Origin of the sequence: Allobosea sp. 67-29 (genome assembly GCF_001898115.1) — a bacterium.
Classification (GTDB): domain Bacteria; phylum Pseudomonadota; class Alphaproteobacteria; order Rhizobiales; family Beijerinckiaceae; genus Allobosea.
The window spans coordinates 78,764-103,607 of the sequence record NZ_MKSQ01000029.1; the positions used below are offsets into that span (position 1 = coordinate 78,764).

The 24,844-nt window shown below is 68.2% G+C and carries 30 protein-coding genes; 8 read left to right on the forward strand and 22 right to left on the reverse strand.

The features are described 5' to 3' along the window. Nucleotides 1–9 precede the first annotated feature (9 nt). From BGO20_RS23145 to tkt, 8 genes are all read right to left on the reverse strand, one after another. Nucleotides 10–933, reverse strand: a complete 924-nt coding sequence (locus BGO20_RS23145; RefSeq protein WP_291664279.1) for a tetratricopeptide repeat protein — start codon at nucleotides 931–933, stop codon at nucleotides 10–12. Then, the gene (locus tag BGO20_RS23150) at nucleotides 930–1,583 is read right to left on the reverse strand and encodes a thiamine phosphate synthase (RefSeq protein ID WP_291664280.1); all 654 of its coding nucleotides are present in this window, start codon (nucleotides 1,581–1,583) and stop codon (nucleotides 930–932) included. Before BGO20_RS23150 ends, BGO20_RS23145 begins: the two co-directional genes overlap by 4 nt. Beyond that, nucleotides 1,580–2,731, reverse strand: coding sequence for a benzoate/H(+) symporter BenE family transporter (locus BGO20_RS23155; RefSeq protein WP_291664281.1), 1,152 nt, complete (start codon nucleotides 2,729–2,731; stop codon nucleotides 1,580–1,582). Before BGO20_RS23155 ends, BGO20_RS23150 begins: the two co-directional genes overlap by 4 nt. A 173-nt stretch (nucleotides 2,732–2,904) precedes the next feature. After that, nucleotides 2,905–3,987, reverse strand: coding sequence for a class II fructose-bisphosphate aldolase (gene fba / locus BGO20_RS23160; RefSeq protein WP_291664282.1), 1,083 nt, complete (start codon nucleotides 3,985–3,987; stop codon nucleotides 2,905–2,907). A gap of 142 nt (nucleotides 3,988–4,129) precedes the next feature. Further along, nucleotides 4,130–5,323: a phosphoglycerate kinase gene (locus BGO20_RS23165; protein ID WP_291664283.1), complete on the reverse strand. Its 1,194-nt coding sequence runs from the start codon at nucleotides 5,321–5,323 to the stop codon at nucleotides 4,130–4,132. Continuing rightward, nucleotides 5,320–5,823 carry a hypothetical protein gene (locus tag BGO20_RS23170; protein ID WP_291664284.1) on the reverse strand — a complete coding sequence of 168 codons (504 nt, stop codon included), beginning with the start codon at nucleotides 5,821–5,823 and terminating at the stop codon, nucleotides 5,320–5,322. The genes BGO20_RS23165 and BGO20_RS23170 overlap by 4 nt, the downstream gene beginning before the upstream one ends. Before the next feature lie 68 nt (nucleotides 5,824–5,891). Continuing rightward, nucleotides 5,892–6,902 (reverse strand): type I glyceraldehyde-3-phosphate dehydrogenase, encoded by a 1,011-nt coding sequence (gene gap, locus BGO20_RS23175; protein WP_291664285.1) that lies wholly within the window; start codon nucleotides 6,900–6,902, stop codon nucleotides 5,892–5,894. Nucleotides 6,903–7,021: 119 nt separating this feature from the next. Continuing rightward, nucleotides 7,022–9,019 carry a transketolase gene (gene tkt / locus BGO20_RS23180; RefSeq protein ID WP_291664286.1) on the reverse strand — a complete coding sequence of 666 codons (1,998 nt, stop codon included), beginning with the start codon at nucleotides 9,017–9,019 and terminating at the stop codon, nucleotides 7,022–7,024. A gap of 331 nt (nucleotides 9,020–9,350) precedes the next feature. Here tkt and BGO20_RS23185 point away from each other — a divergent pair, with 331 nt between their 5' ends. Together BGO20_RS23185 and BGO20_RS23190 are read left to right on the forward strand one after the other, a co-directional pair. Next, nucleotides 9,351–9,665 carry a DUF4164 family protein gene (locus BGO20_RS23185; protein WP_291667061.1) on the forward strand — a complete coding sequence of 105 codons (315 nt, stop codon included), beginning with the start codon at nucleotides 9,351–9,353 and terminating at the stop codon, nucleotides 9,663–9,665. A gap of 37 nt (nucleotides 9,666–9,702) precedes the next feature. Beyond that, a complete protein-coding gene (locus BGO20_RS23190; protein ID WP_291664288.1) occupies nucleotides 9,703–10,071 on the forward strand; it encodes a cell division protein ZapA in 369 nt (122 codons plus the stop codon). A 99-nt stretch (nucleotides 10,072–10,170) separates the two neighbouring features. Here BGO20_RS23190 and pal read toward each other — a convergent pair whose 3' ends face one another. After that, entirely contained in the window at nucleotides 10,171–10,686 is a 516-nt protein-coding gene (pal, locus tag BGO20_RS23195; protein ID WP_291664289.1) for a peptidoglycan-associated lipoprotein Pal, read from the reverse strand. 319 nt (nucleotides 10,687–11,005) lie between these two features. Between pal and BGO20_RS23200 the strand changes: the two genes are divergently transcribed. From BGO20_RS23200 to BGO20_RS23215, 4 genes are all read left to right on the forward strand, one after another. Beyond that, the gene (locus BGO20_RS23200; protein WP_291664290.1) at nucleotides 11,006–11,329 is read left to right on the forward strand and encodes an ArsR/SmtB family transcription factor; all 324 of its coding nucleotides are present in this window, start codon (nucleotides 11,006–11,008) and stop codon (nucleotides 11,327–11,329) included. Further along, the gene (locus tag BGO20_RS23205) at nucleotides 11,326–11,745 is read left to right on the forward strand and encodes an SRPBCC family protein (RefSeq protein WP_291664291.1); all 420 of its coding nucleotides are present in this window, start codon (nucleotides 11,326–11,328) and stop codon (nucleotides 11,743–11,745) included. Before BGO20_RS23200 ends, BGO20_RS23205 begins: the two co-directional genes overlap by 4 nt. A 42-nt stretch (nucleotides 11,746–11,787) precedes the next feature. Continuing rightward, entirely contained in the window at nucleotides 11,788–12,018 is a 231-nt protein-coding gene (locus BGO20_RS23210; RefSeq protein WP_291664292.1) for a hypothetical protein, read from the forward strand. 144 nt (nucleotides 12,019–12,162) lie between these two features. Continuing rightward, a complete protein-coding gene (locus BGO20_RS23215) occupies nucleotides 12,163–12,963 on the forward strand; it encodes an aldolase (RefSeq protein ID WP_291664293.1) in 801 nt (266 codons plus the stop codon). A gap of 39 nt (nucleotides 12,964–13,002) precedes the next feature. On the opposite strand, the gene tolB is transcribed toward BGO20_RS23215, so the two are convergent. From tolB to BGO20_RS23240, 5 genes are all read right to left on the reverse strand, one after another. Continuing rightward, nucleotides 13,003–14,280, reverse strand: a complete 1,278-nt coding sequence (gene tolB, locus BGO20_RS23220; RefSeq protein ID WP_291664362.1) for a Tol-Pal system beta propeller repeat protein TolB — start codon at nucleotides 14,278–14,280, stop codon at nucleotides 13,003–13,005. Nucleotides 14,281–14,345: 65 nt separating this feature from the next. Beyond that, nucleotides 14,346–15,551: a cell envelope integrity protein TolA gene (gene tolA, locus BGO20_RS23225; RefSeq protein ID WP_291664294.1), complete on the reverse strand. Its 1,206-nt coding sequence runs from the start codon at nucleotides 15,549–15,551 to the stop codon at nucleotides 14,346–14,348. A 29-nt stretch (nucleotides 15,552–15,580) separates the two neighbouring features. Then, entirely contained in the window at nucleotides 15,581–15,943 is a 363-nt protein-coding gene (locus BGO20_RS23230; RefSeq protein WP_299858909.1) for an ExbD/TolR family protein, read from the reverse strand. A gap of 76 nt (nucleotides 15,944–16,019) precedes the next feature. Continuing rightward, nucleotides 16,020–16,730 carry a protein TolQ gene (gene tolQ, locus BGO20_RS23235; RefSeq protein ID WP_291664296.1) on the reverse strand — a complete coding sequence of 237 codons (711 nt, stop codon included), beginning with the start codon at nucleotides 16,728–16,730 and terminating at the stop codon, nucleotides 16,020–16,022. A 321-nt stretch (nucleotides 16,731–17,051) separates the two neighbouring features. Beyond that, nucleotides 17,052–17,966 carry a LysR family transcriptional regulator gene (locus tag BGO20_RS23240; protein WP_291664297.1) on the reverse strand — a complete coding sequence of 305 codons (915 nt, stop codon included), beginning with the start codon at nucleotides 17,964–17,966 and terminating at the stop codon, nucleotides 17,052–17,054. Between the two features lie 212 nt (nucleotides 17,967–18,178). Here BGO20_RS23240 and BGO20_RS23245 point away from each other — a divergent pair, with 212 nt between their 5' ends. Further along, complete coding sequence (locus BGO20_RS23245; RefSeq protein WP_291664298.1) at nucleotides 18,179–19,108, forward strand: AEC family transporter; 930 nt, start codon at nucleotides 18,179–18,181, stop codon at nucleotides 19,106–19,108. Nucleotides 19,109–19,208: 100 nt separating this feature from the next. Here the strand turns inward: BGO20_RS23245 and BGO20_RS23250 are convergent, their stop codons facing one another. The 3 genes from BGO20_RS23250 to ybgC form a co-directional block, all read right to left on the reverse strand. Continuing rightward, nucleotides 19,209–19,667 carry a DUF2852 domain-containing protein gene (locus tag BGO20_RS23250; RefSeq protein WP_291664299.1) on the reverse strand — a complete coding sequence of 153 codons (459 nt, stop codon included), beginning with the start codon at nucleotides 19,665–19,667 and terminating at the stop codon, nucleotides 19,209–19,211. A 91-nt stretch (nucleotides 19,668–19,758) separates the two neighbouring features. Beyond that, on the reverse strand, nucleotides 19,759–20,418 hold the full coding sequence (locus BGO20_RS23255) for a TetR/AcrR family transcriptional regulator (RefSeq protein WP_291664300.1): 660 nt from the start codon (nucleotides 20,416–20,418) through the stop codon (nucleotides 19,759–19,761). A gap of 53 nt (nucleotides 20,419–20,471) precedes the next feature. Then, entirely contained in the window at nucleotides 20,472–20,876 is a 405-nt protein-coding gene (ybgC, locus tag BGO20_RS23260) for a tol-pal system-associated acyl-CoA thioesterase (RefSeq protein WP_291664301.1), read from the reverse strand. A 104-nt stretch (nucleotides 20,877–20,980) separates the two neighbouring features. Here ybgC and BGO20_RS23265 point away from each other — a divergent pair, with 104 nt between their 5' ends. Beyond that, on the forward strand, nucleotides 20,981–21,490 hold the full coding sequence (locus BGO20_RS23265; RefSeq protein ID WP_291664302.1) for a hypothetical protein: 510 nt from the start codon (nucleotides 20,981–20,983) through the stop codon (nucleotides 21,488–21,490). A 40-nt stretch (nucleotides 21,491–21,530) separates the two neighbouring features. Here BGO20_RS23265 and BGO20_RS23270 read toward each other — a convergent pair whose 3' ends face one another. From BGO20_RS23270 to ruvC, 5 genes are read right to left on the reverse strand one after another with little or no spacing between them, the layout of a single operon-like run. Beyond that, nucleotides 21,531–22,076, reverse strand: coding sequence for a DUF3828 domain-containing protein (locus BGO20_RS23270; RefSeq protein ID WP_291664303.1), 546 nt, complete (start codon nucleotides 22,074–22,076; stop codon nucleotides 21,531–21,533). Continuing rightward, the gene (gene ruvB / locus BGO20_RS23275; RefSeq protein ID WP_291664363.1) at nucleotides 22,073–23,098 is read right to left on the reverse strand and encodes a Holliday junction branch migration DNA helicase RuvB; all 1,026 of its coding nucleotides are present in this window, start codon (nucleotides 23,096–23,098) and stop codon (nucleotides 22,073–22,075) included. The genes BGO20_RS23270 and ruvB overlap by 4 nt, the downstream gene beginning before the upstream one ends. Nucleotides 23,099–23,121: 23 nt before the next feature. Further along, nucleotides 23,122–23,619 carry a GNAT family N-acetyltransferase gene (locus BGO20_RS23280; protein ID WP_291664304.1) on the reverse strand — a complete coding sequence of 166 codons (498 nt, stop codon included), beginning with the start codon at nucleotides 23,617–23,619 and terminating at the stop codon, nucleotides 23,122–23,124. Beyond that, a complete protein-coding gene (gene ruvA / locus BGO20_RS23285) occupies nucleotides 23,616–24,233 on the reverse strand; it encodes a Holliday junction branch migration protein RuvA (RefSeq protein ID WP_291664305.1) in 618 nt (205 codons plus the stop codon). Before ruvA ends, BGO20_RS23280 begins: the two co-directional genes overlap by 4 nt. Before the next feature lie 22 nt (nucleotides 24,234–24,255). Next, nucleotides 24,256–24,771: a crossover junction endodeoxyribonuclease RuvC gene (gene ruvC / locus BGO20_RS23290; protein ID WP_291664306.1), complete on the reverse strand. Its 516-nt coding sequence runs from the start codon at nucleotides 24,769–24,771 to the stop codon at nucleotides 24,256–24,258. Nucleotides 24,772–24,844 lie beyond the last annotated feature (73 nt).

A 24,844-nucleotide genomic window follows, 5' to 3' on the forward strand; every position in this document is an offset into this window, starting at 1 on the left:
GCGCGGCTCTTAGGGCGCCGTCAAGACGAAGCTGTTGATGCGGGAGGCCGCCATGCGGGCGGCGCGGGCTTTCTGCTCGGGGTTGAGCCGGTCGAACAGCTCGTCCAGCGCCGCGTCCTTCAAGCCCTGGGAGCGTGCGGCGAGGTGCCAGGCGGCGGCCTCGATCGTATCCGGCGCGATGCCAAGGCCGAACTGGTAGAGCTTGGCGAGACGGTTCTGCGCGATGGCGTTGCCCTGATAGGCAGCGCGCAGGAACAGCTTTCCGGCGGCGACCTCGTCCTTCGCCACGCCGGTGCCGTTGAACAGCATGATCGCGTACTCGACTTCGGCCGGGACATTGCCGGCCGCCGCGGCCTTCCCCATCCAGCGCGCGGCCGCCTCGTCCGATTGCGGCATGCCGCGCCCCTGCTTGGCAAGGACGCCCAGCGCCTGCATGGCATCGGCGATCTGCGCCCTGGCAGCGATCTCCAGACAGGCGACGGCGCGCCTGTCATCGGCCTCCTTGCCGGTCGCGAGCAAGGCGAGCGCGAGATTGTAGTTGGCCAGCGGATGGCCGGCCGCGGCGGCCTTCTCCAGCAATTGCCCGGCCCGGACCGCGTCGGGCTTGCCGCTGCTCGGATCGAGGAGTTCGGTCGCCAGCGCGAAGGTGGCGTTGACGTCGCCGCGCGCATCCGCCTGCTCGTACCATTCGGTCGCGGCCTTCTGATCGGGCGCCACGCCCAGGCCCTGGCGATAGATCTCGCCGAGCAGGGTCATCGCTGCCGCGTCGCCGTGGTCCGCCTCCACGCGCTTCAGCGCCTCGACCTGGGCACGCTTGTAATGTCCCGCCTGATAGGCGCCGTAGGCGAGGTCCTCGAAGGTCTGCGCGGCGCCCGCCGGCAGGGCCGGGAGGAGCAACGCTGCCAGCAGGGCGCCGCGGCGCAGCCCCCTCATCGCGCCGCCTTCCGCGCCGCGCAGGCCGACATGGCCGCGTTCGCCGTCTCGACGAGGGTGCGGATGTCCTGCCCCTCGGCAAAGGCCCAGGGCCCGAGCGCGACGAATTCGGCGCCGGTTTCGACCAGCGGCTCGATCGCCTCGGCGTTCGGCGCATAGGCGACGCAGGGCGTCTCGAAGATCTCGGCCCACCAGCCGGCCCGCTCGATGACGGCCGGCAGGGGCGGCATGCTGCCGTCCGCCCGCGGCTCGCCGAACATCACGTAGTCGACGCCGGCTTCGCCGACATCCATCGCGTCATGCCGGGCCTTGAGGCCGCCGGCGCCGATGATCCGTTCGCTCTTCAGGCTGGAGCGGGCCTCCGCGACCGCCTGCGGGCCGCCGGTGAGGTGAACGCCGTCGGCGCCGCCACGGCTGGCGACCAATGCGTTGTCCTCGACGATGAGGGCGACGTTGTTGCCCTGAACGGGGCCGGCGAGGCGCTTCACGCGCTCGATCCGGCTGCGGTCGTCGCCGGGCGCGAGCCTGATCAGGATCGCCGCGACGTCGCCGCCAGCCATCGCCTGCATCAGGCGAAAGGCCATGGCATCGGCGTCATCGACCGGCGGGGTGACGAGCATCAGGCGGGTGGGGGAGGAGTGCGTGGTCATGATCGGCTGCGCAAACGGCCCGCAGCGAAGTCCAATGTCAAGACCGCAAGCCCGGCAATCAGGCTCCAGAAGGCCGAGCCGATGCCGAAAAGGGAAAGACTCGAGGCGGCGACCGCGAAGGCGACGGCCGCGGCGAGCTCCCGGTCGGAGGACATGGCCTGTCCGAGCGCGCCCGTGAAGGAGCCCGCGAGGCCGAGGCCCGCGACCGCCACGATCAGCGCCTTCGGCAGCGCCAGCAGCAGCGCGATGAGCAGGCCGGTGCAACCGGCGACGACGAGATAGGCGAAGCCGTAGATCACGCCGGCCTTCCAGCGCTGGCCGGGATCGGGATGGGTGTCGGGGCCGGTGCAGATCGAGGCGCTGATCGCCGCCAGATTGGACATGTGTGCGCCGAACGGAGCGGTGAGCAGGGAAACCAGGCCGGTGGCGAACAGGGCCGGCGCGGTCGGAGGGTTGTAGCCGGCAGCGCGCAGCACGGCGAAGCCGGGAAGGTTCTGTGCCGCCATGGTCACGAGGTAGAGGGGAATGCCGATGCCGAACATGGCGCCAATATCGAAGCGGGGCGTGACGATTTCGAGGCCGGTCAGCGCGAGCGGCCCGACGGGCCAATGGGCAAGTCCGCCGGCGAAGCTGATGGCGATGCCGGCGATCAGCACCGCCACTACTCCGAGAAACGGGTTGAGGAGCCGGGCCAGGAAGAAGATCGCCAGCAGGGGCAGCACCAGCAACGGTGACAGCCGCATCTCGTCGAAGACGGCGACGACGAAGCGGAAGATCACGCCCGCCAGCATTGCCGAGGCGATCGGCATCGGGATGCGCTCGATCAGCCGGCCGAGCGGGCGGAAGGCGGCGGTCAGCATCATCAGCAGGGCCGCGAGGAGGAAGGCGCCGACCGCCTGGGCCATGTCGAAGCCGCTGGCGGCGGCGATCAGGGCGGCGCCGGGCGTCGACCAGGCGCAGATCATCGGCATGCGATAGCGCCAGGACAGCCAGATGCTCGGCAGTGCGGTGCCGATCGCCAGCGCCGCGACCCAGGACACGGTCTGGCCCGGCGTGGCACCCAGCGCCTGTGCGGCCTGGAGAATGACGGCGACCGAGGCGGCGAAACCGACGAAGACCGCGACCAGGGCGGAGAAGACAATCGACATGGCGTTCCGCAGGTGATCGCAGGCGGGAGGGCCCCGCCGTTGAATCAGAAATCGCGCCGCTCGGAAAGACCGCCAGATGCATTTCCGAGCGGTGCGGCGCAGGGAGGGTAGCTCCAGAAAACAAAACGCCCGGCGCGGAGCCGGGCGTTCCATCGCAGACCTCCGCGGTGCGGTCAGGCGGCTTTCCTGGCGCCGAAGGTCGGGTCGAGCTCGCCCTTGGCGTAGCGCTTGGCCATCTCGGCCAGCGTGATGACGCGCTTGATCTTCGAAGCCTGACCGGCGGTGTTGAACTCCTCGAGACGCTGCTTGCAGAGCTTCGTCATCGCTTCCATGGCGGGCTTCAGATACTTGCGCGGATCGAACTCGCCGGGGTTCTCGGACAGGATCTTGCGGATCTGGCCGGTCATCGCCATGCGGTTGTCGGTGTCGATGTTGATCTTGCGCACGCCGTGCTTGATGCCGCGCTGGATCTCCTCGACCGGCACGCCCCAGGTCTGGGGCATCTTGCCGCCGTACTGGTTGATGACGTCTTGGAGGTCCTGCGGAACGCTGGACGAGCCGTGCATGACGAGGTGCGTGTTCGGCAGCAGCTTGTGGATCGCCTCGATGACATGCATCGCCAGGATCGCGCCGTCGGGCTTGCGGGTGAACTTGTAGGCGCCGTGCGAGGTCCCCATGGCGATGGCGAGCGCATCGACCTTGGTCTCGGCGACGAACTTCACGGCTTCATCGGGATTGGTCAGGAGCTGGTCGTGGGAGAGCTTGCCCTCGAAGCCGTGTCCGTCCTCCTTCTCGCCCTCGCCGGATTCGAGCGAGCCGAGCACGCCGAGCTCGCCCTCGACCGAGATGCCGCCGAGATGGGCCATGTCGGTGACGGTCCTGGTCACGCCGACATTGTAGTCCCAGTCGCCCGGCGTCTTGCCGTCGGCCTTGAGCGAACCGTCCATCATCACCGAGGTGAAGCCGGCCTGGATTGCGGTCATGCAGGTCGCCGGCTCGTTGCCGTGGTCGAGATGCACGCAGACCGGGATATGCGGATAGATCTCGGTGACGGCGTCCATCATGTGCTTGAGCATGATGTCGTTGGCGTAGGAGCGCGCGCCGCGCGAGGCCTGGATGATGACAGGGGCGTCGGTGGCGTCGGCCGCCGCCATGATCGCCAGCGCCTGCTCCATGTTGTTGATGTTGAAGGCGGGCACGCCGTAGTCGTTCTCGGCGGCATGGTCGAGCAACTGGCGAAGCGTGATACGGGCCACGATGGCACTCCCCTTTGGCAAAGCGTTCTGTCGGAGGATGTAGTGTGGAAGCGCCGCCTGCGCAAAGCCAAAGCGGCGAAAACCTTAAAATGCAAACGGCCGCCCCGTTGCCGGGACGGACGATGATAAACGCCTGGGAAGGCTATGCGTTCCGCAGGGCCTCGACGCCGGGAAGGGGCTTGCCTTCCATCCATTCGAGGAAGGCGCCGCCGGCCGTCGAGACATAGGTGAGATCGTCGGCGACGCCGGCATGGTTCATGGCCGAGACCGTGTCGCCGCCACCCGCCACAGCCACCAGTTCGCCTGCCTTGACGCGCTTCGCCGCCGCCTTGGCGACGGCGACCGTCGCGGTGTCGAAGGGCGGCAGTTCGAAGGCGCCGAAGGGGCCGTTCCAGACCAGAGTCCTGACCTTGTCGAGCCGCAGCACGACCTCGGCGATCGAGAGCGGGCCGGCATCGAGGATCATCTCGTCGGCCTCGACGCCGTCGATCGGCACGACGCGATAGCTCGGATGGGCCTTGAATTCGCGCGCGACCAGCGCATCGACGGGCAGCAGGATCTCGCAGCCGGCGGCCTTGGCCTTCTCCTCGATTTCGCGGGCGGTGCCGACGAGGTCATGCTCGCAGAGCGACTTGCCGACATCGACGCCACGCGCGGCGAGGAAGGTGTTGGCCATGCCGCCGCCGATGACGAGGACATCGACCTTCCTGACGAGGTTGCCGAGCAGGTCGAGCTTGGTCGAGACCTTGGCGCCGCCGACGATGGCCATCACCGGCCGGGCGGGATTATCGAGGCCGGCGGAGAGCGCTTCCAGCTCCGCCTGCATGGTGCGGCCGGCATAGGCCGGCAGGACATGGGCGAGGCCTTCGGTCGAAGCATGGGCGCGGTGGGCAGCCGAGAAGGCGTCGTTGACATAGATGTCGCCATTGGCGGCGAGCGCCTTGACGAATTCGGGATCGTTCTTCTCGTCGCCGGCGTGGAAGCGGGTGTTCTCGAGCAGCAGTACGTCGCCGTTCTTGGCCGCCGCGACGGCCTTGGCGACATCCTCGCCGATGCAGTCCTCGACGAAGGTCACCGGGCGTTCGAGCGCGTGCGCCAGCGCCGGCACGACCTGTTTCAGGCTGTTCTTGTCGTCGCGCCCCTTGGGACGACCGAAATGCGCGAGCAGCACAACCTTGCCGCCCTTGTCGGCGATCTCGCGGATCGTCGGCAGGATGCGGTCGATGCGGGTGGTGTCGCTGACCTTGCCGTCCTCCATCGGGACGTTGAGGTCGACGCGGACAAGGACGCGCTTGCCGGCGACGTCGGCGTCGTCGAGGGGACGGAAGGCGCTCATCGGACCAGCAGACTCCCGAACAGGCCCGGCACGCCGAAGCGCAGCACGAGGACCGTGAGGGCGACGGTGAGGATCGCGGTGACGATCGCGGTCATGAACAGGGTGCCGGCGCGCGGCGTCGCGTCGACGCGGCTGCGCAGAGCGGCAACCTCGCCGCGGATCGAGGCGAAGTCCATGGTGCCGGCGGCGGCGTCGACCTTGTGGGCACTGCGCTCCAGAGAGGCCTCCGCGCGCGTCAGAACCGCTTCGTAGCGGGCGAATTTTTCCTCGATGCGCGCAGCCTTCTCCTCGATGCGGGAGAGCTGGTCGAGCTTGCGCGGGTCCGAAGCCGAGGGGGCCTGTCCGGCCGCCGGAGCCGGCGAGGCTGCGGCCGGTGCGGGTGCCGGCGTTGCCGGAGCAGGGGCCGGCGCGACGGGGGCCGGGGCGGAGGCGGGGGGCGTCGTCACGGCGGGCGCCTCGGCAGGGGCCGGGGGCGTGACGGTCGGCTCGATCTTGGCCATGGGCTCTCCGTAGCGTGTTCGGAAACGGACGAGGCCGCGCCGGAGCGCAGCCTCGCTTCAGAGTTCGATCAGAGCAGGGCGCCCATGGCGACAGCGGTGTCGCTCATGCGGTTCGAGAAGCCCCACTCGTTGTCGTACCAGGACAGGATACGGACGAACTTGTCGTCCATCACTTTCGTCTGGTCGAGAGCGAAGGTCGAGGAATTGGCGTTGTGGTTGAAGTCGATCGAGACGTTCGGCTGATCGGTGACGCCGAGGATGCCCTTCAGCGGGCCGCGCTTGCTGGCCTTGATGATGGCGTCGTTGATCTTCTCGACCGAGGTCTTGCGCTTGGCCATGAACTTGAAGTCGACCACCGAGACGTTCGGCGTGGGCACGCGGATCGAGGTGCCGTCGAGTCGGCCCTTGAGCTCGGGGATGACGAGGCCGATCGCCTTGGCGGCGCCGGTCGAGGTCGGGATCATCGACATCGCCGCTGCCCGCGCCCGGTAGAGGTCCTTGTGCATCGTGTCCAGGGTCGGCTGGTCGCCGGTATAGGCGTGGATCGTGGTCATGAAGCCCTTGTCGATGCCGACGGCGTCATGGAGCACGCGGACGACCGGCGCGAGGCAATTGGTCGTGCAGGAGGCGTTCGAGACGACCAGATGGTCCTTTGTCAGCTCGTGCTGGTTGACGCCGAAGACGACCGTGAGGTCGGCACCGTCGCAGGGGGCGGAGACCAGCACGCGCTTGGCGCCGGCGGCCAGATGCGCCGAGGCCTTCTCCCTGGTCGTGAAGATGCCGGTGCATTCCAGCGCGATATCGACGCCCAGCGCCTTGTGCGGCAGATCCTTGGGATCGCGTACGGCGGTGACCTTGATCGGGCCGCGGCCGACATCGATCGTGTCGCCGGAGACCGTCACCGTGCCGGGGAAGCGGCCGTGGACGCTGTCGAAGCGGAAGAGGTGCGCGTTGGTCTCGACCGGGCCGAGATCGTTGATCGCCACGACCTCGATGTCCTTGCGCTTCGACTCGATGATCGCGCGCAGCACGTTGCGCCCGATGCGGCCGAAGCCGTTGATCGCCACCTTCACCGTCATGTCTTCCTCTCCTTAGCCGTGCGTCCGGCCTGAGCCGTCGCTATCCACGCGGGCAATTCGGCCAAAGCATGGCCGAACGCAAGACTTGTCTCGGGGATTTCGGCCCGGAGGCCCGAGAATCAGCCGTTATGCTTCTTCATCGCAGCGTCGGCGATCGCCTCCGCGGTGATGCCGAAATGCTTGTAGACGTCCTTGTAGGGGCCGCTGGCGCCGAAGGAGTGCATGCCGATGAAGGTGCCGTCATGGCCGATCACGGCATCCCAGCCGAAGCGGACGCCGGCTTCGACCGCGATCTTGATCGGAGCGGAGCCGATGATCGCGGCCTGGGTGGCCTCGTCCTGTTCGAGGAAGAGCTCGAGCGAGGGCACGGAGACGACGCGGGCGCGCACGCCCTTCTCGGCAAGCAGCTTGCGCGCCGCAACCGCAAGTTCGACCTCGGAGCCCGAAGCGAAGAGCGAGACCTGGGCCTTGCCGCCTTCGGCCGCGAGCAATTCATAGGCGCCGGTGGTCGAGCGGTTCTTGGCGGAGGCATCAGTGCGCAGCTGGGGCAGGTTCTGGCGCGAGAGGGCGAGAACGGTCGGTCCGTCGGTCCGTTCCAGCGCGGCCTGCCAGGCCTCGGCGGTCTCGATCGTGTCGGCCGGGCGGAAAACGCGCATGTTCGGCATGGCGCGCAAGCTGGCGATCTGCTCGACCGGCTGGTGGGTCGGGCCGTCCTCGCCGAGGCCGATCGAGTCATGGGTCATGACATAGACGACCGGCAGGCTCATCAGGGCGGCGAGACGCATCGAGGGGCGGGCATAGTCGGCGAAGACCAGGAAGGTGCCGCCGCCGGTGCGGAAGCCGCCATGCAGCGTGATGCCGTTCATCGCGGCGGCCATGCCATGCTCGCGGATGCCGTAGCGGACATAGCGGCCCTTCGGGGTCTTTGGGGTGAAGTCCTCGGCGGCTTTTGTCCGGGTGTTGTTCGACGGCGTCAGGTCGGCCGAGCCCATCACCAGCTCCGGCATGATCGGCGTGATGACTTCGAGCGCCAGTTCCGAGGCCTTGCGGGTGGCCACGGCCTGCGGCGCGGCGATCAAGGCCTTCTTGTGGGCGAGGATCGCCTTGTCGAGCTTGGCCGGGACGACGTGGCCGAGGCGGCGGTCGAACTCGCCGCGCTTGCGTTCGGAGAGGGTGGCGAAGCGACCGTTCCAGTCCTGGTGCGCGGCGGCGCCGGCCCTGCCGGCCTCGCGCCAGCTCTTGAGCACATCGGCGGGGACCTCGAAGGCGCCGCCGGTAATGCCCAGGTTCTTCTTGGCTGCGGCGAGTTCCTCGGCGCCGAGCGCCTCGCCATGGGCTTTGGAGGTACCCTGCTTCTTCGGGGCGCCGAAGCCGATCACGGTCTTGCAAGCGATCATGGTCGGCTTGCTCGACTTCTGGGCGCGGCGGATCGCGGCCTCGATCGCGTCGGGATCATGGCCGTCGACGCGCTCGGAGCGCCAGCCGCAGGCCTTGAAGCGGGCGACCTGGTCGACATTGTCGGTGATGGTCAGCGGGCCGTCGATCGAGATGCCGTTGTCGTCCCAGAGCACGATCAGCTTGTTCAGCTTCTGGTGGCCGGCAAGGGCGATCGCCTCCTGGCTGATGCCTTCCATCAGGTCGCCGTCGGAGGCGAGCACATAGGTGTGGTGGTCGACGACCTTCTTGCCGAACTCGGCGGCGAGCATGCGCTCGGCCATCGCCATGCCGACGGCGGTCGCGAAGCCCTGGCCGAGCGGGCCGGTGGTGGTCTCGACGCCGGGGGTCTCGAAATTCTCGGGGTGGCCGGGGGTCTTGGAGCCGAGCTGACGGAACTTCTCGAGATCGGCAAGCTCCATGCCGGGCACACCGGTGAGATAGAGCAGGGCGTAGAGCAGCATCGAGCCATGGCCGGCGGAGAGCACGAAGCGGTCGCGGTCCGGCCAGCGCGGATCGGCGGCGTCATACTTCATCACGCGGGTGAACAGCACGGTCGCGACGTCGGCGGCGCCCATCGGCAGGCCGGGATGACCGGACTTGGCCTTCTCGACGCCGTCCATCGCCAGGCCGCGGATGGCGTTGGCGAGCTTGTCGTGCTGGGCGCGGTCGATGCTGGTCATGGTGATCTCGTGGCTCCGTCTGGCGGGCGGGACGGACCGGTTCCCGTCCGGGGCGATGCGGGCGGGCCGTCCGACAAAGGCAGTCGCAGAAGACTTCGAAAGGACGGCTGGATTAGGCCCGGCTCTGGACCCGAGTCAATTCTCGCAGGCTCGTTTCGTCGCGCAAAACGGCCCTGCGGCCGGCGTTTGCGCAAGCATCGCTTCAGCGCATGTGGACAAACCCTTGGCAATCGTCGGTTTCAGGAGCGGCCGGATTCCCGCTTCCCGCGCTTCTGCTGTAAATTCGGGCACGAATCGTGTGAGCCGGCTTCGATCTGAAGGGAGAGCGATGGTGGCGAGCCTGATGCTGGACAATGCGCTGGCCCGCCTCGACACGGCGCTGGGACAGCTGGAGGCGGCGGCACGGCGCAGGGTCGAGGCCGAGCGCGGCCGGGCCAATCTCGAGACCGAACTGGCGCTGATGCAGGACGACCGGGCACGGCTTGCGGCCGAGCTCGACGGAACGATGGCGCGGCTCGGCCATGTCGAGACGGCGGCTGGCGACGTGGACCAGCGGCTGACGCGGGCGATGAACGTGATCAGCGCGGTCATCGCGCGCGTGCAGGCGCAGCAGCCGCCCGAGGTCGCGGCCGAAGACGAGGAGTGACGCCTCCGCCGGCGCCGGGTTTTGAAAGGGAAGGGCAATGCCGCAAGTCAACGTCACGATCGCCGGCAAGGCCTATCGCATGGCCTGCGGAGAGGGCGAGGAAGCCCATCTGGAAGAACTCGCACGCCTCTACGACGAGAAGATCGGCGAGATGCGGCAGGCTTTCGGCGAGATCGGCGACATGCGTCTGCATGTCATGGCGGCGTTGATGGTCGCCGACGAGGTCTCGGAGCTGAAGCGACGCGTCGCCCGGCTGGAGAACGAGCTTGCGGCGACGCAGGGCGATGCCGGGGCGGCCGACCAGCGGCTCAGCGAGATCGAGGACCGGGCGGCGGAGGCGCTCGTCGCGGCAGCCGAGCGGATCGAGGGCGTGGCGCGCAGCCTGATCCCGGCCCCGGTGGGGTGAGCGCCGGCGCAGCGCCGTCCTCGGGAAAGAGTTGATCCAGACATGAAAAGGCCCCGGACGGTGACGTCCGGGGCCTGATGCTTACCGGCCTTCCGCCGATCAGACGCCGCCGCCGGCGCCGTCGAGCACCGTCACGGCGCGGCGGTTCTGCGACCAGCAGGAGATGTCGTTGCACACGGCGACCGGCCGCTCCTTGCCATAGGAGATGGTGCGGATGCGGTTGGCCTGGATGCCGCGCGAGGCGAGGTAGTCGCGCACGGTCTGGGCGCGGCGGGCGCCGAGCGAATAGTTGTACTCGCGGGTGCCGCGCTCGTCGGCGTGACCCTCGACGACGAAGGTGTAGCGCGGATAGCGCTGCAGCCACTGGGCCTGCTTGTCGAGCGTCGCGGTCGCGGTCGGGGTGAGATCGGTCGAGTCGGTCTCGAAGAAGACGCGGTCGCCGACATTGACGACGAAGTCCTGTGCGCTGCCCGGCGTGGCGGCACCGCCGGCGCCGAAGCCGGAGCCGTTGGCGTCCGCGCTCTGGTTGTTGGCGCAGGCGCCGAGCGCGAGCGTGGCCGCGATGGCGGCGGCGAAGCGGACGGTACGGCCGCCGGCGAGGAGGGTGGTCAACATGGCTGAACTCCGGGCGATCTGAATCTGCTGTGTTTTCTCGGCGCCTGCTTCAGGGAGGGCCTCGCACTTGCCCCCATCAATGAAGCGTCAACCTAAACGAGACCTTGCCAGAACAAGGCGAAGTGGCGGCATTGCGGCATATGGTTAACCAAATATGGCGATGCGCTTTTTCAAGTCTTGGTTGTGGCGTCGGAGACACAGCAGGCGCGAGGACCGGCCCGCCGCAGCTCTGCCCAACCCAGCCATCGCGGTCGTCCTTGACGAACTCATAGCCAGGTAGTTATGGATTGATTCATAGCCGATGAGTTATGGATCTGAGATGCCGGATACGACCGAGGCCCTGTTCAGGACGCTTGCCGACCCGACCCGGCGCGGCCTCTTCGAGTGCCTGTGCGACCGGGGAGAACAGACCGTCGCGGCGCTGACGGCGCGCGCCGGCGTGTCGCAACCCGCGGTCTCGAAGCACCTTGCCGTGCTGAAGCAGGCGGGGCTGGTGCGGGACCGTCACCAGGGGCGCCAGACGCATTACAGCGCTCGGCCCGGCGCGCTTGCGCCTCTCGTCGACTGGACCAGCCGGATGGCCGGGTACTGGGAAGGCCGTTTCGACGATCTCGAAGACCTGCTGAAAAGGATGGATCAATGACTGAAACGCGCTCCGTCGTCGTCGAGCGAGAGATGCCGCATCCGCCGGAGAAGATCTGGCGAGCCCTCACCCAGCCCCATCTGATCGCCGAATGGCTGATGAAGAACGATTTCGCTCCGATCGTGGGGCACCGGTTCAAGCTGAACGGGGACTGGGGCGGCGTGCTCGATTGCGAGGTTCTCACGATCGAGCCGAACAGGTCGCTGTCCTATTCGTGGAATTTCGAGCATGAGGACGCGGCCTATGCCCTCCGGAGCGTGGTGACCTTCACCCTCACCCCGTCGCCAGGCGGTTCGCATCTGCGCGTGGAGCAGGTCGGCTTCCGGCCCGAGCAGAAGCAGGCCTTCGGCGGAGCCAGAGCGGGCTGGCAGCAATTCCTGGCGAAGCTCGACGAGGTGGTGGCGCGCGAGGGCTGAAACCCACGGCGCTACGGCAATTGCATTGGAAAGGAAGATTCCATGGCTTGGAATGCCTGGATCCGGCAGGGCCATCGCTGGCTGTCGATCGTCTTCACGGCCACCGTCATCGCGAATTTCATCGCCATGGCCCGCGGCGAACCGCCCGCCTGGGTGGTCTATGCGCCGCTGCCTCCGCTCTTCCTGCTGCTGTTCAGCGGGCTCTACATGTTCATCTTGCCCTATACGGGCAGGCGGCGGGCGGCGGCAGAAGCCGGGAGCCTCCCGCGGTAAGCGGCAGACGTTGTGATGCGCAAGAAATGCGTGAGGGGGATGCGCAATTGCAGCGCATCTTTCGTTGCCTCCGGCTTATCGTGACGGTTGCCCGGCGGCCCGGGGCTTGCTTCGGTCCGTCGCCTGCCCTGACTGGAGACCGCGATGGCCCATTCCCTCAAGCCCGGCGTTTCGAGCGCGGCACCTGCCCCCGGTCCCAACCAGCCCGATCTCGACTCCGAGATCGTCTGGGAAGCGCGCCGCGACCTTGCCGCGACCTTCCGGATGGCGGCGCGCTACGGCTTCGAGGAGGGGATCTGCAATCACTTTTCGGCGCTGGTGCCGGGCTATGACGACCTGTTCATCGTCAATCCCTATGGCTGGGCCTTCCGGGAGCTGACGGCGTCGAGGCTGCTGATCTGCGACTTCCACGGCAACGTCGTCTCGGGCGAGGGGCAGCCGGAGGCCACCGCCTTCTATATCCACGCGCGGATCCACAGGAACCTGCCGCGCGCGAAGGTCGCCTTCCACACCCACATGCCCTATGCGACGGCGCTGTCGATGACCGAGGGCGAGCCGCTGATCTTCGCCGGGCAGACGGCGCTGAAATTCTATGGCCGCACCGCGGTCGACCGCGATTACAACGGCCTCGCGCTCGACGAACGCGAGGGCGACCGCATCGCCGCGGCGGTCGGCGAGGCCGACATCGTCTTCATGAAGCACCACGGCGTGATGGTGCTCGGGCCGACCATCGCCGAGGCCTGGGACGACCTCTACTATCTGGAGCGCGCCTGCGAGGTGCAGGCGCTGGCGCTCTCGACGGGGCGCGAGGTTCTGCCGGTCAAGCCCGAGATCGCCGAGGCTGCCTATCGCCAGATGCGTGAGGGCGACGCGGAATCGGCCCGGCTGCACCTGGCGTCGATCCGACGCCAGCTCGACGCCGAGGAGCCGGCCTATCGCGATTGAGCGCCCGGTCCGGCGGGAAGGAAGCGGCCCGCCGGGGCTTCAGCGCGCCGCGCCGCTCAGCAGCGGCGACCAGGTCGGGTCGGAGGCGTAGGCGGGGGTCGGCACCGGCACCTCGACGCGGCCGGTGATGTCGACCATGTAGAGCTTGCCGCCGGTCTCGCCGCCGGGGTCGCGGAAGAACATCAGGTACTGGCCGTTCGGCGCCCAGTTCGGCGCCTCGTTGTGGAAGCCTTCCGTCAAGATGCGCTCCCCCGAGCCGTCCGGGCGCATGACGCCGATGGCGAAGCCGTTCGGGCTCTGGCGGGTGAAGGCGATCAGGTCGCCGCGCGGCGACCAGCTCGGCTGCGAGTAGCGGCCCTGACCGAAGGAGATGCGCTGGCCCTCGCCGCCCCCGGCGCCCATCACATAGAGCTGCTGCGAGCCGCCGCGGTCGCTCTCGAACACGATCCGCGAACCGTCCGGCGCGTAGGAGGGCGAGGTGTCGATTGCCGCCGTCGAGGTCAGGCGCTGGGTGGTGCGCGAGCCGATGTCGATGGCGTAGAGGTTCGCGTTGCCGCCCTGCTGCAGCGACAGCACGATGCGCTGGCCGTTGGGCGCGAAGCGCGGGCTCGAGGTCATGTCCGGGAAATTGCCGACGATCTGGCGCTGGCCGGTCTCGATGTTGAGCACCTGCACACGCGGCTGCTCGCCGTGGCGCTGGGACATGAAGGTCACGTCCTGTCCTACCGGCGAATAGCGCGGCGTCACCACCGAGACATCGCCATTGGTCAGGTAGCGGACATTGGCGCCGTCCTGGTCCATGATGGCGAGGCGCTTGCGCCGGTTCTCCTTGGTGCCGGATTCGTCGACGAAGACGACGCGGGTGTCGAAGAAGCCGCCGAGCCCGGTGATCTTGGAGAAGATCGCGTCAGAGATGATATGCCCGACGCGGCGGCTGTTGCTCGGATCGGTGAAATACTGCTGGCCGTCGGTCTGCGTGCCGGTGGCGACATCCCACAGCCGGAACTCGGCGCGGATGCGCCCGGCCTCGCGGGCGACGCGGCCGGTCACCAGCGCCTGCACGCCGGCCGCCTGCCAGGCCTGGAACTGCGGCGCGGCATCGAAGGGCGGGTTCTTCTCAGGGAAGCGGCTCTTGTCCACGGGCAGGAAATAGCCGCAGCGCTTCAGGTTGTTGGTGATGACGCCCGAGACGAGCACGCCGCCGTCGCCGCCGAAATCCGCGATCGCGATCGGCATCGGCTGGAAGGTGCCGCCGCTGAGGTTGATGACAAGCTCGGCCTTCGCAGCCGCCGGCACGAGCAGGCTGGCGCCGGCCATGGCGAGGAGGCCGCGCCGCGTCGGCCCGGCGGAGAGGAAGGGGAGGGGGTTGCGGTCGATCAGGGTCACAGCACGTCCCTTGCGTCGAAATTGACGACGACATCGCGCCAGTCGTCATAATAGGCGGCGAATTGAGCCGGAATGCGCAAAGGCGCGCAGCGGCGGGTGGCGGTCAGCGCCGAATCGGCGGCGACCCGGAAAAGCGGATCGGCGGAGGAGTTGATCACGCCGGGCTGCGCGGCAAGCGAGCCGTCCGTATTCAGCTTCATGCGCACCGAGGGCACGATGTTGGTGTTGCCATGCGCATTCGCGAGCGCGATCGGCACGTTCCAGCACTTCAGGAGCTGGTCCTGGATGATGCCGATGAGCTGGGCGCGCAGCGAGGGGCTGAGCTTCTGCGAGGAGCCGGTCCGGGTGCCGAGCGAGGCGGTGCGGTTGATCTGCGGCGCGGAGGCACCGGTCGATTGGGCCTTTTCCTTCGATTGCAGCAGGCGCTCGATGTCGCTGGCGTTGAAGTTCTTGGCGATCTGCGCCTCCTTCTTCGCCTTGGCCTCGGCCTCCTGCTTCGCCTTCGCCTCGGCGGCGAGCTTCGCCTTCTGATCGGCTTCAGCCTTGGCCTTGGCGATAGCCTCGGCCTTCTCCTTCGCGGCCTTTTCGGCCTCCGCCTTGGCGAGCGCCTCGGCCTTGGCCTTGGCTTCGGCCGCCTTCTTCGCCTGCGCGTCCGCCTCGGCCTTCGCCTTGGCGGCGGCCTTGGCCTCTTCCTCGGCCTGCTTCGCCTTGGAGGCGAGCTCGGCCTCGGCGGCGAGCTTGGCGAGTTCCTCGCGCTTCTGCTCGGCTTCGCGGGCGGCTGCGGCCTCGCTCTTCTGCGGGGGCTGCTTGGCCGGCTCCGGTGGCTTCACCTCGGGCTTCGGCTGCTCGACCGGGCGAGCCGGCGGCGTCGGAGCCGAGGCGTTGTCCTCGGCCGTCTTCAGCTCGGGCGGGCGGGATGGCGGCGCCGGGTTGTCGGCCTTGGCGTCGCCGGCCTCCTTGTGCTCGACCGTATCGGACTGGCGCTCGGCGCGCGGCGTCGGCTTGTCCTGCACCTTCGGGGCATTGCGCTCGCCGCGGGTGACCTGGTTCAGAGCACTGGGGTCGACGAGCTCGACGGCGATCGCCTCCTGATGGTCCGGCAGCGGCGACGGCGACGAGAACGCAACCAGCCCGATGACAAGCGCCATCACATGGCCGAGCGCCGACACCAGCATGCCAGGTTCGGAGGTCGAAAGCTTCACGCCCTTACGTACCCTTGCTTCCACCGTCCTCAGCGGGCGGCTGGTTCCGTCACCAGCGCAACCCGCTTGAAGCCGGCGGCGGTGATGGTGGACATGACCGACGCGACGCGGCCGTAGTCGACCACCCTGTCAGCGCGGACATAGATGCGTTCGTCGAAGCCCTGCTTGGCGAGGCTCTGCAGCTTGGAGACCAGGTCGGGCTCCAGCGTCGGCTCGTCCTGCAGGAAGATCTGGCCCTTGCCATCGATGGCGATCGTCACCGGCTTCTGGTCGACATTGATCGGCTTGGCGCCGGTCTGCGGCAGATCGAGCGGCACGCCGGTTGCGATCAGCGGCGCGGCGACCATGAAGATGATGAGCAACACCAGCATGACGTCGATGAACGGCGTCATGTTGATCTCGGCGATGGCGCCCGGCGGCCTCCGCCCTGCGCCCCTGCGGCTGCGGACATTCCCATCGCTCAGGCCCTCACGCCGCCATGCGCTCGTCGATCTGCCGCGACAGGATCGCGGAGAATTCGTCGGCGAAGGCTTCGAGCCGCCCCTGCGCCTTGGCGACCTCGGCCTGCAGCTTGTTGTAGGCCATCAGGGCGGGGATCGCAGCGAAAAGGCCGATGGCCGTGGCGAACAGCGCTTCCGCGATGCCGGGCGCGACCACGGCGAGCGAGGAGTTCTTCGAGACCGCGATCGCGGTGAACGAGGTCATGATGCCCCAGACCGTGCCGAACAGGCCGATGAAGGGAGCGGCGGAGGCGATGGTCGACAGGACGAGGAGCTTCGATTCGAGCCGCTCGGTCTCGCGCTGGATGGTGACGTCCAGCACCTTGTCGATGCGCTGGGAGAGGCTGGCGACGGAGCGGCCGCCATTCTCGAAGGAGCGCTTCCACTCGCGCATCGCCGCGACGAACACCGCCGCCATGTCGTTGACCGGACGGCTGGCGAGATCGCGATAGAGTTCCTCCAGCGAGCGGCCCGACCAGAACACCTCCTCGAAGGAGTCCATGTCCTTGCGCGTGCGCCGGTAGAGCAGAGTCTTGTCGATGATGATCGACCAGCACCAGACCGAGGCGCCGAGCAGGCCGAGCATGACCAGCTTGACGACGATATGGGCGTGCCAGAACAGCGTCCAGAACGACATGTCGATCTGTGGCGCGGCCTGCGCGACGTCGGCGGGGTTCATCCTGTCATCCTTCCAACCCAGGCGGTGCGACCAGCGGTCCGGCAACGAGCCGCAGCCCTGATCCAAGCCCCGCCGCTCGCGTCGCGGGAGACCCACGCCGCCGCCCGTTCTGCGATCCGGGGAAATGCCGTAACCTGTCTTTCGCGCGCGAATCCGGCGAAAGATGGGCCGAAACGGGGTTTCCCACGAAACGCATGCTCCGCTTGGAGTTAAGCCCTCGGCAAGGTTAATGTCGGGTATACGCGGCGAGATGACGCAACGACGACCGCGCGGTTCTCGCCGACGATCGGACCGGGCGAGGGCTTTTCCTGCCGTGCCTGGCTAGCGCCGTGGCACGCCCGCGCTCGTCTTCAGTCGGGCGCGCGTCGCCTGCTCGGCTGCGATCAGGGCCTGTGCCAGAGCGGCCGCCAGCCTTTCGGTCCGGCGGTCCTGCCGTTCGAGAAGGACGATGCGGCGCGTCAGTTGCGGCTCCCCGAACGGCAGGCACGGCAGAGCAAGGCCGAGCCGCGCCTCTTCCGAAAGCGGGGCGATCGCGACGCCGAGCCCCTTCTCGACCATGCGCAGGATGACCTCCTGGCTGTCCAGGATCATTTCCTCCCTGACGGTCAGTCGTTGCCGGCGCAGCTCGCGGTCGATGACCCGGCCCGCCCAGGCGCGGCTGTCGAACCTGATGAAGGGCAGGCCGGTCAGCAGCTCCCGTTGGTCCTTGCGCTCGTTTCCTTTCGGGGCGATCAGCCAGAAGCGGTCCCGATAGAGCGGTGTCCAGACCAGGCCGGGAGGATGAGGGCGGACCGGCTCGGTCGTGACCGCGGCGTCGATCTCTCCGGCCGCGACCTGCGCCGCCAGCTCGGCCGACATGCCGGCAACGAGGTGGACCCGGAGGCGCGGATGCGCGCGCTTCAGGGTCGTCAGGGCATCGGGCAGGGCGCCCGCCAGCGCGGTCTGGATCGCGCCTATCTTGAGGCGGCCGGCGAGCGACTGCTCGTCTCCCAACGCCTCGGGAATCCGGTCGAGGAGGGCCAGAACCTCCTCCGACTTGGCGAGGACGATCTTGCCGGCTTCCGTCAGGACCGGCAGCCGCCGCGAGCGGTCGAACAGTCGCACGCCGAATTCGTCCTCCAGCGATTTGACCTGCAGGCTGACGGCCGACTGCGTCAGCCCGACAGCGGCACCGGCGCGCGCGAAGGAGCCATGGCGCGCGATCGCCTGCAGGGTTCGGAGAGCGCGGAGCGACATGAGAAGATGCTTGCGCGCGGACTGCGTGCCAATCAACAAGTTTTCCTCATTGATTGGAACAGAATTCAGAATTTTGACTGACGATTGCAAGCTGGTAGGCAGCATCCGGTTTCGCAGCGCGAGTTCGACATGCCCGTCTCACCGAATGCAGAGCCCGTCGCGAGAGGCGACCGGCTTCCGCTTCCTGCGGAGCCGGTTCGGGAGCGATCCCGATGACGATGCCGGTGCTGATGGCGCTGCTGCCCGTCATCATTCTCATCGGCCTCGGCATGGCGCTGCGGCAGCGCCGCTTCCTGGCCGAGAGCTTCTGGCCCCAGGCCGAACGGCTGGGGTACTACGTGCTGCTGCCCAGCCTGTTCGTCCACGGGCTCGCGATGGCCCATCTCGAGGCGTTGCCGGTGCGCGACCTCGCCGTGACGCTGATCCTTTCGACTCTGGCCGTCGCGGCGCTGGTCATGGCGCTGCGGCCGCTGCTGGGGCTCGACGGCCCGGCCTTCACATCGGTTTTCCAGGGCAGCGTGCGCTTCAACAACTATGTCGGGGTGACGCTGGCCGCCGGGCTGTTCGGCACGCAGGGCATTGCGCTGGCCGCGATCTGCAACGCTGCGATCGTGCCGACGGTCAACGTGCTGTGCGTCCTCGTCTTCGCCCGGCACGGCTCCGCCCGGCTCGATGGTCGCGGCATCCTGAAACAGCTCGTCAGCAATCCGCTGGTCGTGGCATCGCTGGGAGGTATCGCCTTCCAGCTCGCGGGCTTGCGTATTCCGCCGGGCCTCGACTCCGCGATGCGGTCGCTCGGCGGCGCGTCGTTGCCGCTCGGCCTGCTCTGCGTCGGCGCCGCGCTCGACTTCGGCACGGCACGCCGATGGGCCGGCCCCGTCGCTTCCTCGTCGCTGATGAAGTTTCTGGCGATGCCGGCCGCGACCGTCCTCGTCGCGCTGGCGACGGGGCTCAATGGCCAGGCCCTGACCACGGCCCTGCTGTTCCAGGCCCTGCCGACGGCCTCCTCCGCCTACATCATGGCGCGGCAGCTCGGCGGCGACGCGCCGCTGATGGCCGGGATCACGGCGATCCAGACGGTGCTGGCGATCGTGGCGATTCCGCTGGTTCTGATCGGGCTGACCGGCTGGCTCGGAGCCTGATGGGGCCGTTCGCCGGGACGGAGACATAAAAAAAGACGCCCCAGCCTTTCGACCGGGGCGCTTCGAGCCATCGCGTCGCGGGTTGCGGCGCGCCGCCAGATCAGGCCGCGTCGGGCTGAGCGGGCGTATTGGCCGGCGGGTTGTTGCGGCGTTCGTTCATGAACTGATCGAATTCGGCCTTGTCTCGGGCCATGCGCAGGCGGCCGAGGAAATCGTGGAACTCGCGCTGCTCCTCCTCGAGCCGGCGCAGCGTCTCGCTGCGGTACTCGTCGAAGGCGCGGTTGCCGCTCGAAGGCTCGCGACCCCAGCCGCCGAACCCGCCGCCGAAGCCGCGGCCGTCACGGCCGGCCATGCGCTCGCGCATGCGGTCCATCTTGTCCTGAAGACGGCTCATCCGATGCTCGTAGCGGTCCCTTGCGTATCCACAGCCCATGCGTCCACTCCAGAAAAGAAAGGCCAGGGTCGCCAGACCCAGAGGCCAGAACACGATGAAGCCGAGAACCGCGAAGGCGATCCAGGCTCCCTTTCCATATTCGTCAAGCTTCTCGACGATCGGCATTGCTCCCTCACTGACCAGCGTGAATGTAAATCACATTTACATAGATGCGCGCGACCCCGGGATTTGTCAAGGATCGGCCTTGGCGATTTCGTCAACCGGCTTGCGGCGCGGCGGTTTCCGGGCCGATCCCGAGGCCCTGCAGGTAGATCAGCATGCCCGCCTCGAGCAGTTCGGCGGCCGACATCGGCAAGGGCCGGCGCCCGCCATCGGCGCGGCCGAACAGCGCGGCGATGCCGTGCGACATCGCCCAGATATGCAGTGCCATCATCAGAGCGGGCGGGCGCTTGCCCTGCGGCAGCCTGGCGATCAGCGCCTCCGCCGCCTGCCGCAGATTGGCGAAGGCGCGATCGGCCGCGGCGCGCAATTCGGGGCTGGCATCGAGCGGGACGCCGGCCTCGAACATGGCGGAATAATAGGCTGGCTCGTCATGGGCGAAGGCGAGATAGGCGCGGCCGAGCCGGTGGAAGGCCGTCTCGGGATCGGGGCGACCCTGGTCCCAGGCCCGCGACAGGGCTGCCTCGAAGGTCTGGAACCCGCGTGCCGCGACATCGGCGAGCAACTCGTCCCGGTCGCGGAAGTGGCGATAAGGCGCAGCCGGGCTGACGCCAGCCATGCGCGCGGCCTCGGCGAAGGTGAAGCCGTTCGGCCCCTTCTCGCCGATCAGCCCAAGCGCCGCCTTCACCAGCTCCTCCTTGAGGTTGCCGTGGTGATAGCCGCGGGGCGTTTCGGGGCGGTCGCGCTTCCAGCTCATGTTAACAGCGCTAACATGGCGCCGCGGCCGGCGTCGATGCCGATGTGCATGCCTCAGACATCGAGCATCAGCCGCTTGCGCAGGCCGTCGGGAATGCGGCGCGCCCGGCCGCCGCCGACGCAGGCGACCCTGACCGCGGCGGTGATCAGGACCTCCTCGCCGCGCAGCACGCGCTGCTCCAGGTCCATGGTGGCACCGCGCGCCTCGGTGCAGCGGGTCTCGACCGTGAGCAGGTCATCCATCACGGCGGGCTTGAGGAAGTCGATCGTCATCTTGCGCACGGCAAAGCCCAGCGCCGTGTCGCCGTCGAAGAGCTCGCGCTGCTCGACGCCGAGCGCGCGGATGAGTTCGGTGCGCCCGCGCTCCATGAAGCGCAGATAGGAGGCGTGATAGACGACGCCGGAGAAATCCGTGTCTTCATAATAGACGCGAACGGTGATCTGATGCGGGCTGGTCATGGCGGCCGGCATATAGGCGAGAACCCATTCCGGCAAATCGCCGCGGGAACAAAACGCCGCCGGATGCATCCTGGAGAGGTGGACAGCAGCAGGAGGAAACGGCGATGTCGCTATCGGCCAAGGCACTCGAACGGCTTCTCGACAAAGGCGAGTTCGATCTCGTCGCCCGCACGCGGCGCGGCAGGCTCGGCCGCGAAAGCGACGGCGATCTGCGCGACCTCGCCGGCACGCTGCGCGAAAAGCGCAACCGCGCCCGCGACATCGCCCGCCAGCAGCGGCGCGAGTTTCGCGGCAAGGCGCCGCCGCAGGGCACGCGGCCGGCCTCGGACAATCATGGCACCAAGGCCAAGGCCGATGCGCTGACGGTGGCGCTGAAGCGCGTCGGCGCCGAGCAGACGCGGCGGTCCGAAAAGCTGCGCGCGCCGAGCCAGCGCAGCCTGGCGCGCAAGGCACTGGCGCTGAAGCAGCGCCAGCAGCAGGGCGCGCGCCCCGCCAGCCGCACGGCCGGCAAGGGCATGCGCTCGGTCGAGAATGCGAAGGCGGCAAAGTCCGGCGCGCTGAAGGATGCGGGCGCCCGCCCGGCGATGATGCGCGCCAAGATCGCGCGGCAGTAGGAGCCCGGCGCCAGGATCGACCCGCGGTCCTGCAAGATGCTCAGCGCTTGCAGGGCTTGCCCATGAAGGAGCCGCAGTCATAGGGCTGCGACAGGGCCTCCCGGATCGAATAGCGCTGGCCTTCGAAGCTGTTGACGATGTCGTCGATGCGCCAGCCGCCGTTCTCGCGGAGCATCTGGAACTGGACGGCGACGGGCTTTCCGAAGCTGCGGAAATTCGCCACCACCGTCGCCTTGCCGGCGGCGACGGGTATCGTGTCGAAGCTCAGCTTCTTGATTTCGCCGTCCTGCCCGTTGAGGAAGGGGTCGGCGCCGATCTGGCCCATGTCGCCGCTCTCCTCCTGATAGAGGTCGTCGCGGGCGAAGAGCGCGGCCAGGCTCCTGCTCATCAGCTTGTCGCGATGCGGTGGGCGCCAGGCCGGCGGCGGGGCTTTGCCCTTGGCGGCGAGCGTCTTGATCGTGATCGCATAGGCGTCTTCGACGGGGCCGCGGGGCACGTCGTCGCCGGCGCGCGCCGAGACCGCCATGCAGGCGAAGAGACTCGTCAACGCAAGCGCGAGCGCAAGATTTCGCAGGAGCTGCTTCACGCTTCGTCCTCGTCGCTTCCGAACAATCCGAACTGAGCCGTCTCCCGCGAGGGCTCGGGCATGCCGAGATGGCGGAAGGCATGGGGTGTCAGCAGGCGCCCGCGCGGGGTGCGCTGGATGAAGCCCTGCTGCAGCAGGAAGGGCTCGATGATCTCCTCGATCGCGTCGCGCGGCTCGGAGAGCGAGGCGGCGATGGTCTCGATCCCGACCGGGCCGCCGCCGAAATTGACCGCGACCGTGGTGAGATAGCGCCGGTCCATCTGGTCGAGGCCGATGGCGTCGACATCGAGCAGCGAGAGGGCCTTGTCGGCGACCTTGCGGGTGACGATCGGGTCGCCGTCGACGATGGCGAAATCGCGCACGCGGCGCAGCAGGCGCCCGGCGATGCGCGGCGTTCCGCGCGAGCGCTTGGCGATCTCGTTGGCGCCGTCGTCCGACATCGGTACGCCGAGCACGCGGGCGCCGCGGGCGACGATGCCCTGCAACTCCTCGACCGTGTAGAACTGCAGCCGGATCGGAATGCCGAAGCGGTCCCGCAGCGGCGTGGTCAAGAGGCCGGCGCGGGTGGTGGCGCCGACGAGCGTGAACTTCGGGAGGTCGATCTTGACCGAACGCGCCGCCGGCCCCTCGCCGATGATCAGGTCGAGCTGGTAGTCCTCCATCGCCGGGTAGAGGATCTCCTCGACCGCCGGGTTGAGGCGATGGATCTCGTCGATGAAGAGGACGTCGCGCTCTTCGAGATTGGTGAGCTGCGCGGCGAGGTCGCCGGCCTTGGCGATGACCGGGCCCGAGGTCGAGCGGAAATTGACGCCGAGCTCGCGCGCGACGATCTGCGCCAGTGTCGTCTTGCCGAGACCGGGCGGGCCGACGAAGAGCACATGGTCGAGCGCGTCGCCACGGCTTTTGGCAGCGTTGATGAAAACTTGAAGATTCGCGCGCGCGGCCGCCTGGCCGGTGAAGTCGGCGAGCGAAAGCGGACGCAGCGAGGCTTCGCCGTCGTCGTCGCGGCGTTCGGCGGTCATCAATCCGGAGCGCTTCGGATCGCTCACAGCGCGATCTCCAGCTCGATGGCGTCGTGGATTGGAATGTCCTTGTATCCCGTCTTGATGATGCTCGGCACCACCGAGCGATAGGCGTCGATCGCCTCGAGATAAAGTCCCGAGAGGCGGAAGCCACGGCGCTGGTAGAAGATCAGGCCCGGCATGTTGTCGTTGGTCAGCATCGCCTTGAGGCGCACCGCGCCGGCGGAGCGCGCCGCGGCGATCACCGCATCGAGCATGCGGATCGCGACACCTTCGCCCGGACGCAGCGAATGCAGCGCGCAGAGATAAGCCGTCTCGCTGCGGATGGTCCAGCTCGCCAGCGCCGCCGTGCGGCCGCCCGGCTCGTAGAGGCCGAGCGCATCGATCTCCGCCACGTCGTAGACGTGAAGGTCGATCATCATGCGGTGGGAGCCCCAGCTCGCCATCATGATCTTGAGAAGTTCGCCCTTGTCGGTGACGACGCGAAGTTCGAGATCGTCCGGATCGATCCCCGGGCTCACTTCGCCAGTTCCTTCAGTCCGAGCTTGATGAGCTGGGCCGTCCCGGCGCCGTCGCCCGCGGCCTTGGCCGCGGCCGCGACCGCCGCGACGGCCTGCGCCTGCGGATAGCCGAGATTGGCGAGTGCCGATACGGCGTCGGCGACCGGCTGCGGCAACGTCCTGTCCTCCAGCGCGCCGGAGAGCTGGGCGAGGCTCGGATCGACATGGCCGAAGGCCGGCGCCTTGTCCTTCAGCTCGGCGCAGAGGCGCTGGGCGAGCTTGGGGCCGACGCCGGGGGCGCGCGCGATCGCCGCCTTGTCGTTGGTGGCGATCGCGGTGGCGAGGCCGCCCGGGTCGAGCGTCGAGAGAATGGCGAGCGCGACCTTGGCGCCGACGCCCTGGACGACCTGCATCAACCGGAACCAGTCGCGCTCCGTATCGGACATGAAGCCGTAGAGGCGGATCGCATCCTCGCGGACATGGGTCTCGATCGAGAGTACCGCGGCCTCGCCGGGCTTCGGCAGGCGCTGCAGCGTGCGCGCCGAGCATTGCACGACATAGCCGACGCCCTGCACGTCGATGATGACGTGGTCCTCGCCATAGGAGTCGATCAGGCCCTTGAGCTTGCCGATCATCGTGCCTGTTCCCCGCCCTTGTTCAGCCGGCCGCGCGCATCTGTGCGACCAGCGCCTTCATGCCGCGATGCTGGGCGTGGCAGATCGCGACCGCGAGCGCGTCCGCGGCGTCGGCGGAACTGGTCTCGGCCTTCGGCAGCAGCACGCGGATCATCGCCTGGACCTGCTTCTTGTCGGCATGGCCGACGCCGACCACGGTCTTCTTGACAAGATTGGCGGCATATTCCGCGACATCGAGCCCGGCGAGCGCCGGCACGACCAGCGCGATGCCCCGCGCCTGGCCGAGCTTCAGCGCCGATTGCGGATCGCGGTTGATGAAGGTCTCCTCGACGGCGGCCTCATGCGGGCGATGGGTCGCGAGCACCTTGTTCAGCCCTTCGTGCAATTGCCGCAGGCGCTGGCCGAGCGGCAGCGCACCGTCGCTCTCGACGCAGCCGCAAGCGACGAAGGAAAGCTTGCTGCCTTCCGAGACGACGACGCCCCAGCCGGTCTTGCGGAGGCCGGGATCGATGCCGAGGATGCGAATCGCGGGTGCCATGGAGCGCCAGCCTAGACCATGTTTCGGGTTTGTCCCCGCCCGGAACGAGGGCCTGGATGAATTCTCCTCATCG

Coding starts and splice junctions, on each gene's coding strand:
- BGO20_RS23265 (WP_291664302.1), top strand. CDS start 20,981: ATGTCGCTATCGGCCAAGGCACTCGAACGGCTTCTCGACAAAGGCGAG.
- BGO20_RS23240 (WP_291664297.1), bottom strand. CDS start 17,966: ATGTCGCTCCGCGCTCTCCGAACCCTGCAGGCGATCGCGCGCCATGGC.
- gap (WP_291664285.1), bottom strand. CDS start 6,902: ATGACGGTGAAGGTGGCGATCAACGGCTTCGGCCGCATCGGGCGCAAC.
- BGO20_RS23205 (WP_291664291.1), top strand. CDS start 11,326: ATGACTGAAACGCGCTCCGTCGTCGTCGAGCGAGAGATGCCGCATCCG.
- BGO20_RS23190 (WP_291664288.1), top strand. CDS start 9,703: ATGCCGCAAGTCAACGTCACGATCGCCGGCAAGGCCTATCGCATGGCC.
- tolB (WP_291664362.1), bottom strand. CDS start 14,280: ATGGCCGGCGCCAGCCTGCTCGTGCCGGCGGCTGCGAAGGCCGAGCTT.
- ruvB (WP_291664363.1), bottom strand. CDS start 23,098: ATGACCGCCGAACGCCGCGACGACGACGGCGAAGCCTCGCTGCGTCCG.
- BGO20_RS23250 (WP_291664299.1), bottom strand. CDS start 19,667: ATGCCGATCGTCGAGAAGCTTGACGAATATGGAAAGGGAGCCTGGATC.
- BGO20_RS23145 (WP_291664279.1), bottom strand. CDS start 933: ATGAGGGGGCTGCGCCGCGGCGCCCTGCTGGCAGCGTTGCTCCTCCCG.
- BGO20_RS23155 (WP_291664281.1), bottom strand. CDS start 2,731: ATGTCGATTGTCTTCTCCGCCCTGGTCGCGGTCTTCGTCGGTTTCGCC.
- ybgC (WP_291664301.1), bottom strand. CDS start 20,876: ATGACCAGCCCGCATCAGATCACCGTTCGCGTCTATTATGAAGACACG.
- ruvC (WP_291664306.1), bottom strand. CDS start 24,771: ATGGCACCCGCGATTCGCATCCTCGGCATCGATCCCGGCCTCCGCAAG.
- tkt (WP_291664286.1), bottom strand. CDS start 9,019: ATGACCAGCATCGACCGCGCCCAGCACGACAAGCTCGCCAACGCCATC.
- BGO20_RS23230 (WP_299858909.1), bottom strand. CDS start 15,943: ATGACGCCGTTCATCGACGTCATGCTGGTGTTGCTCATCATCTTCATG.
- BGO20_RS23215 (WP_291664293.1), top strand. CDS start 12,163: ATGGCCCATTCCCTCAAGCCCGGCGTTTCGAGCGCGGCACCTGCCCCC.
- BGO20_RS23200 (WP_291664290.1), top strand. CDS start 11,006: ATGCCGGATACGACCGAGGCCCTGTTCAGGACGCTTGCCGACCCGACC.
- BGO20_RS23245 (WP_291664298.1), top strand. CDS start 18,179: ATGACGATGCCGGTGCTGATGGCGCTGCTGCCCGTCATCATTCTCATC.
- BGO20_RS23255 (WP_291664300.1), bottom strand. CDS start 20,418: ATGAGCTGGAAGCGCGACCGCCCCGAAACGCCCCGCGGCTATCACCAC.
- BGO20_RS23165 (WP_291664283.1), bottom strand. CDS start 5,323: ATGAGCGCCTTCCGTCCCCTCGACGACGCCGACGTCGCCGGCAAGCGC.
- BGO20_RS23170 (WP_291664284.1), bottom strand. CDS start 5,823: ATGGCCAAGATCGAGCCGACCGTCACGCCCCCGGCCCCTGCCGAGGCG.
- BGO20_RS23150 (WP_291664280.1), bottom strand. CDS start 1,583: ATGACCACGCACTCCTCCCCCACCCGCCTGATGCTCGTCACCCCGCCG.
- BGO20_RS23210 (WP_291664292.1), top strand. CDS start 11,788: ATGGCTTGGAATGCCTGGATCCGGCAGGGCCATCGCTGGCTGTCGATC.
- pal (WP_291664289.1), bottom strand. CDS start 10,686: ATGTTGACCACCCTCCTCGCCGGCGGCCGTACCGTCCGCTTCGCCGCC.
- tolQ (WP_291664296.1), bottom strand. CDS start 16,730: ATGAACCCCGCCGACGTCGCGCAGGCCGCGCCACAGATCGACATGTCG.
- ruvA (WP_291664305.1), bottom strand. CDS start 24,233: ATGATCGGCAAGCTCAAGGGCCTGATCGACTCCTATGGCGAGGACCAC.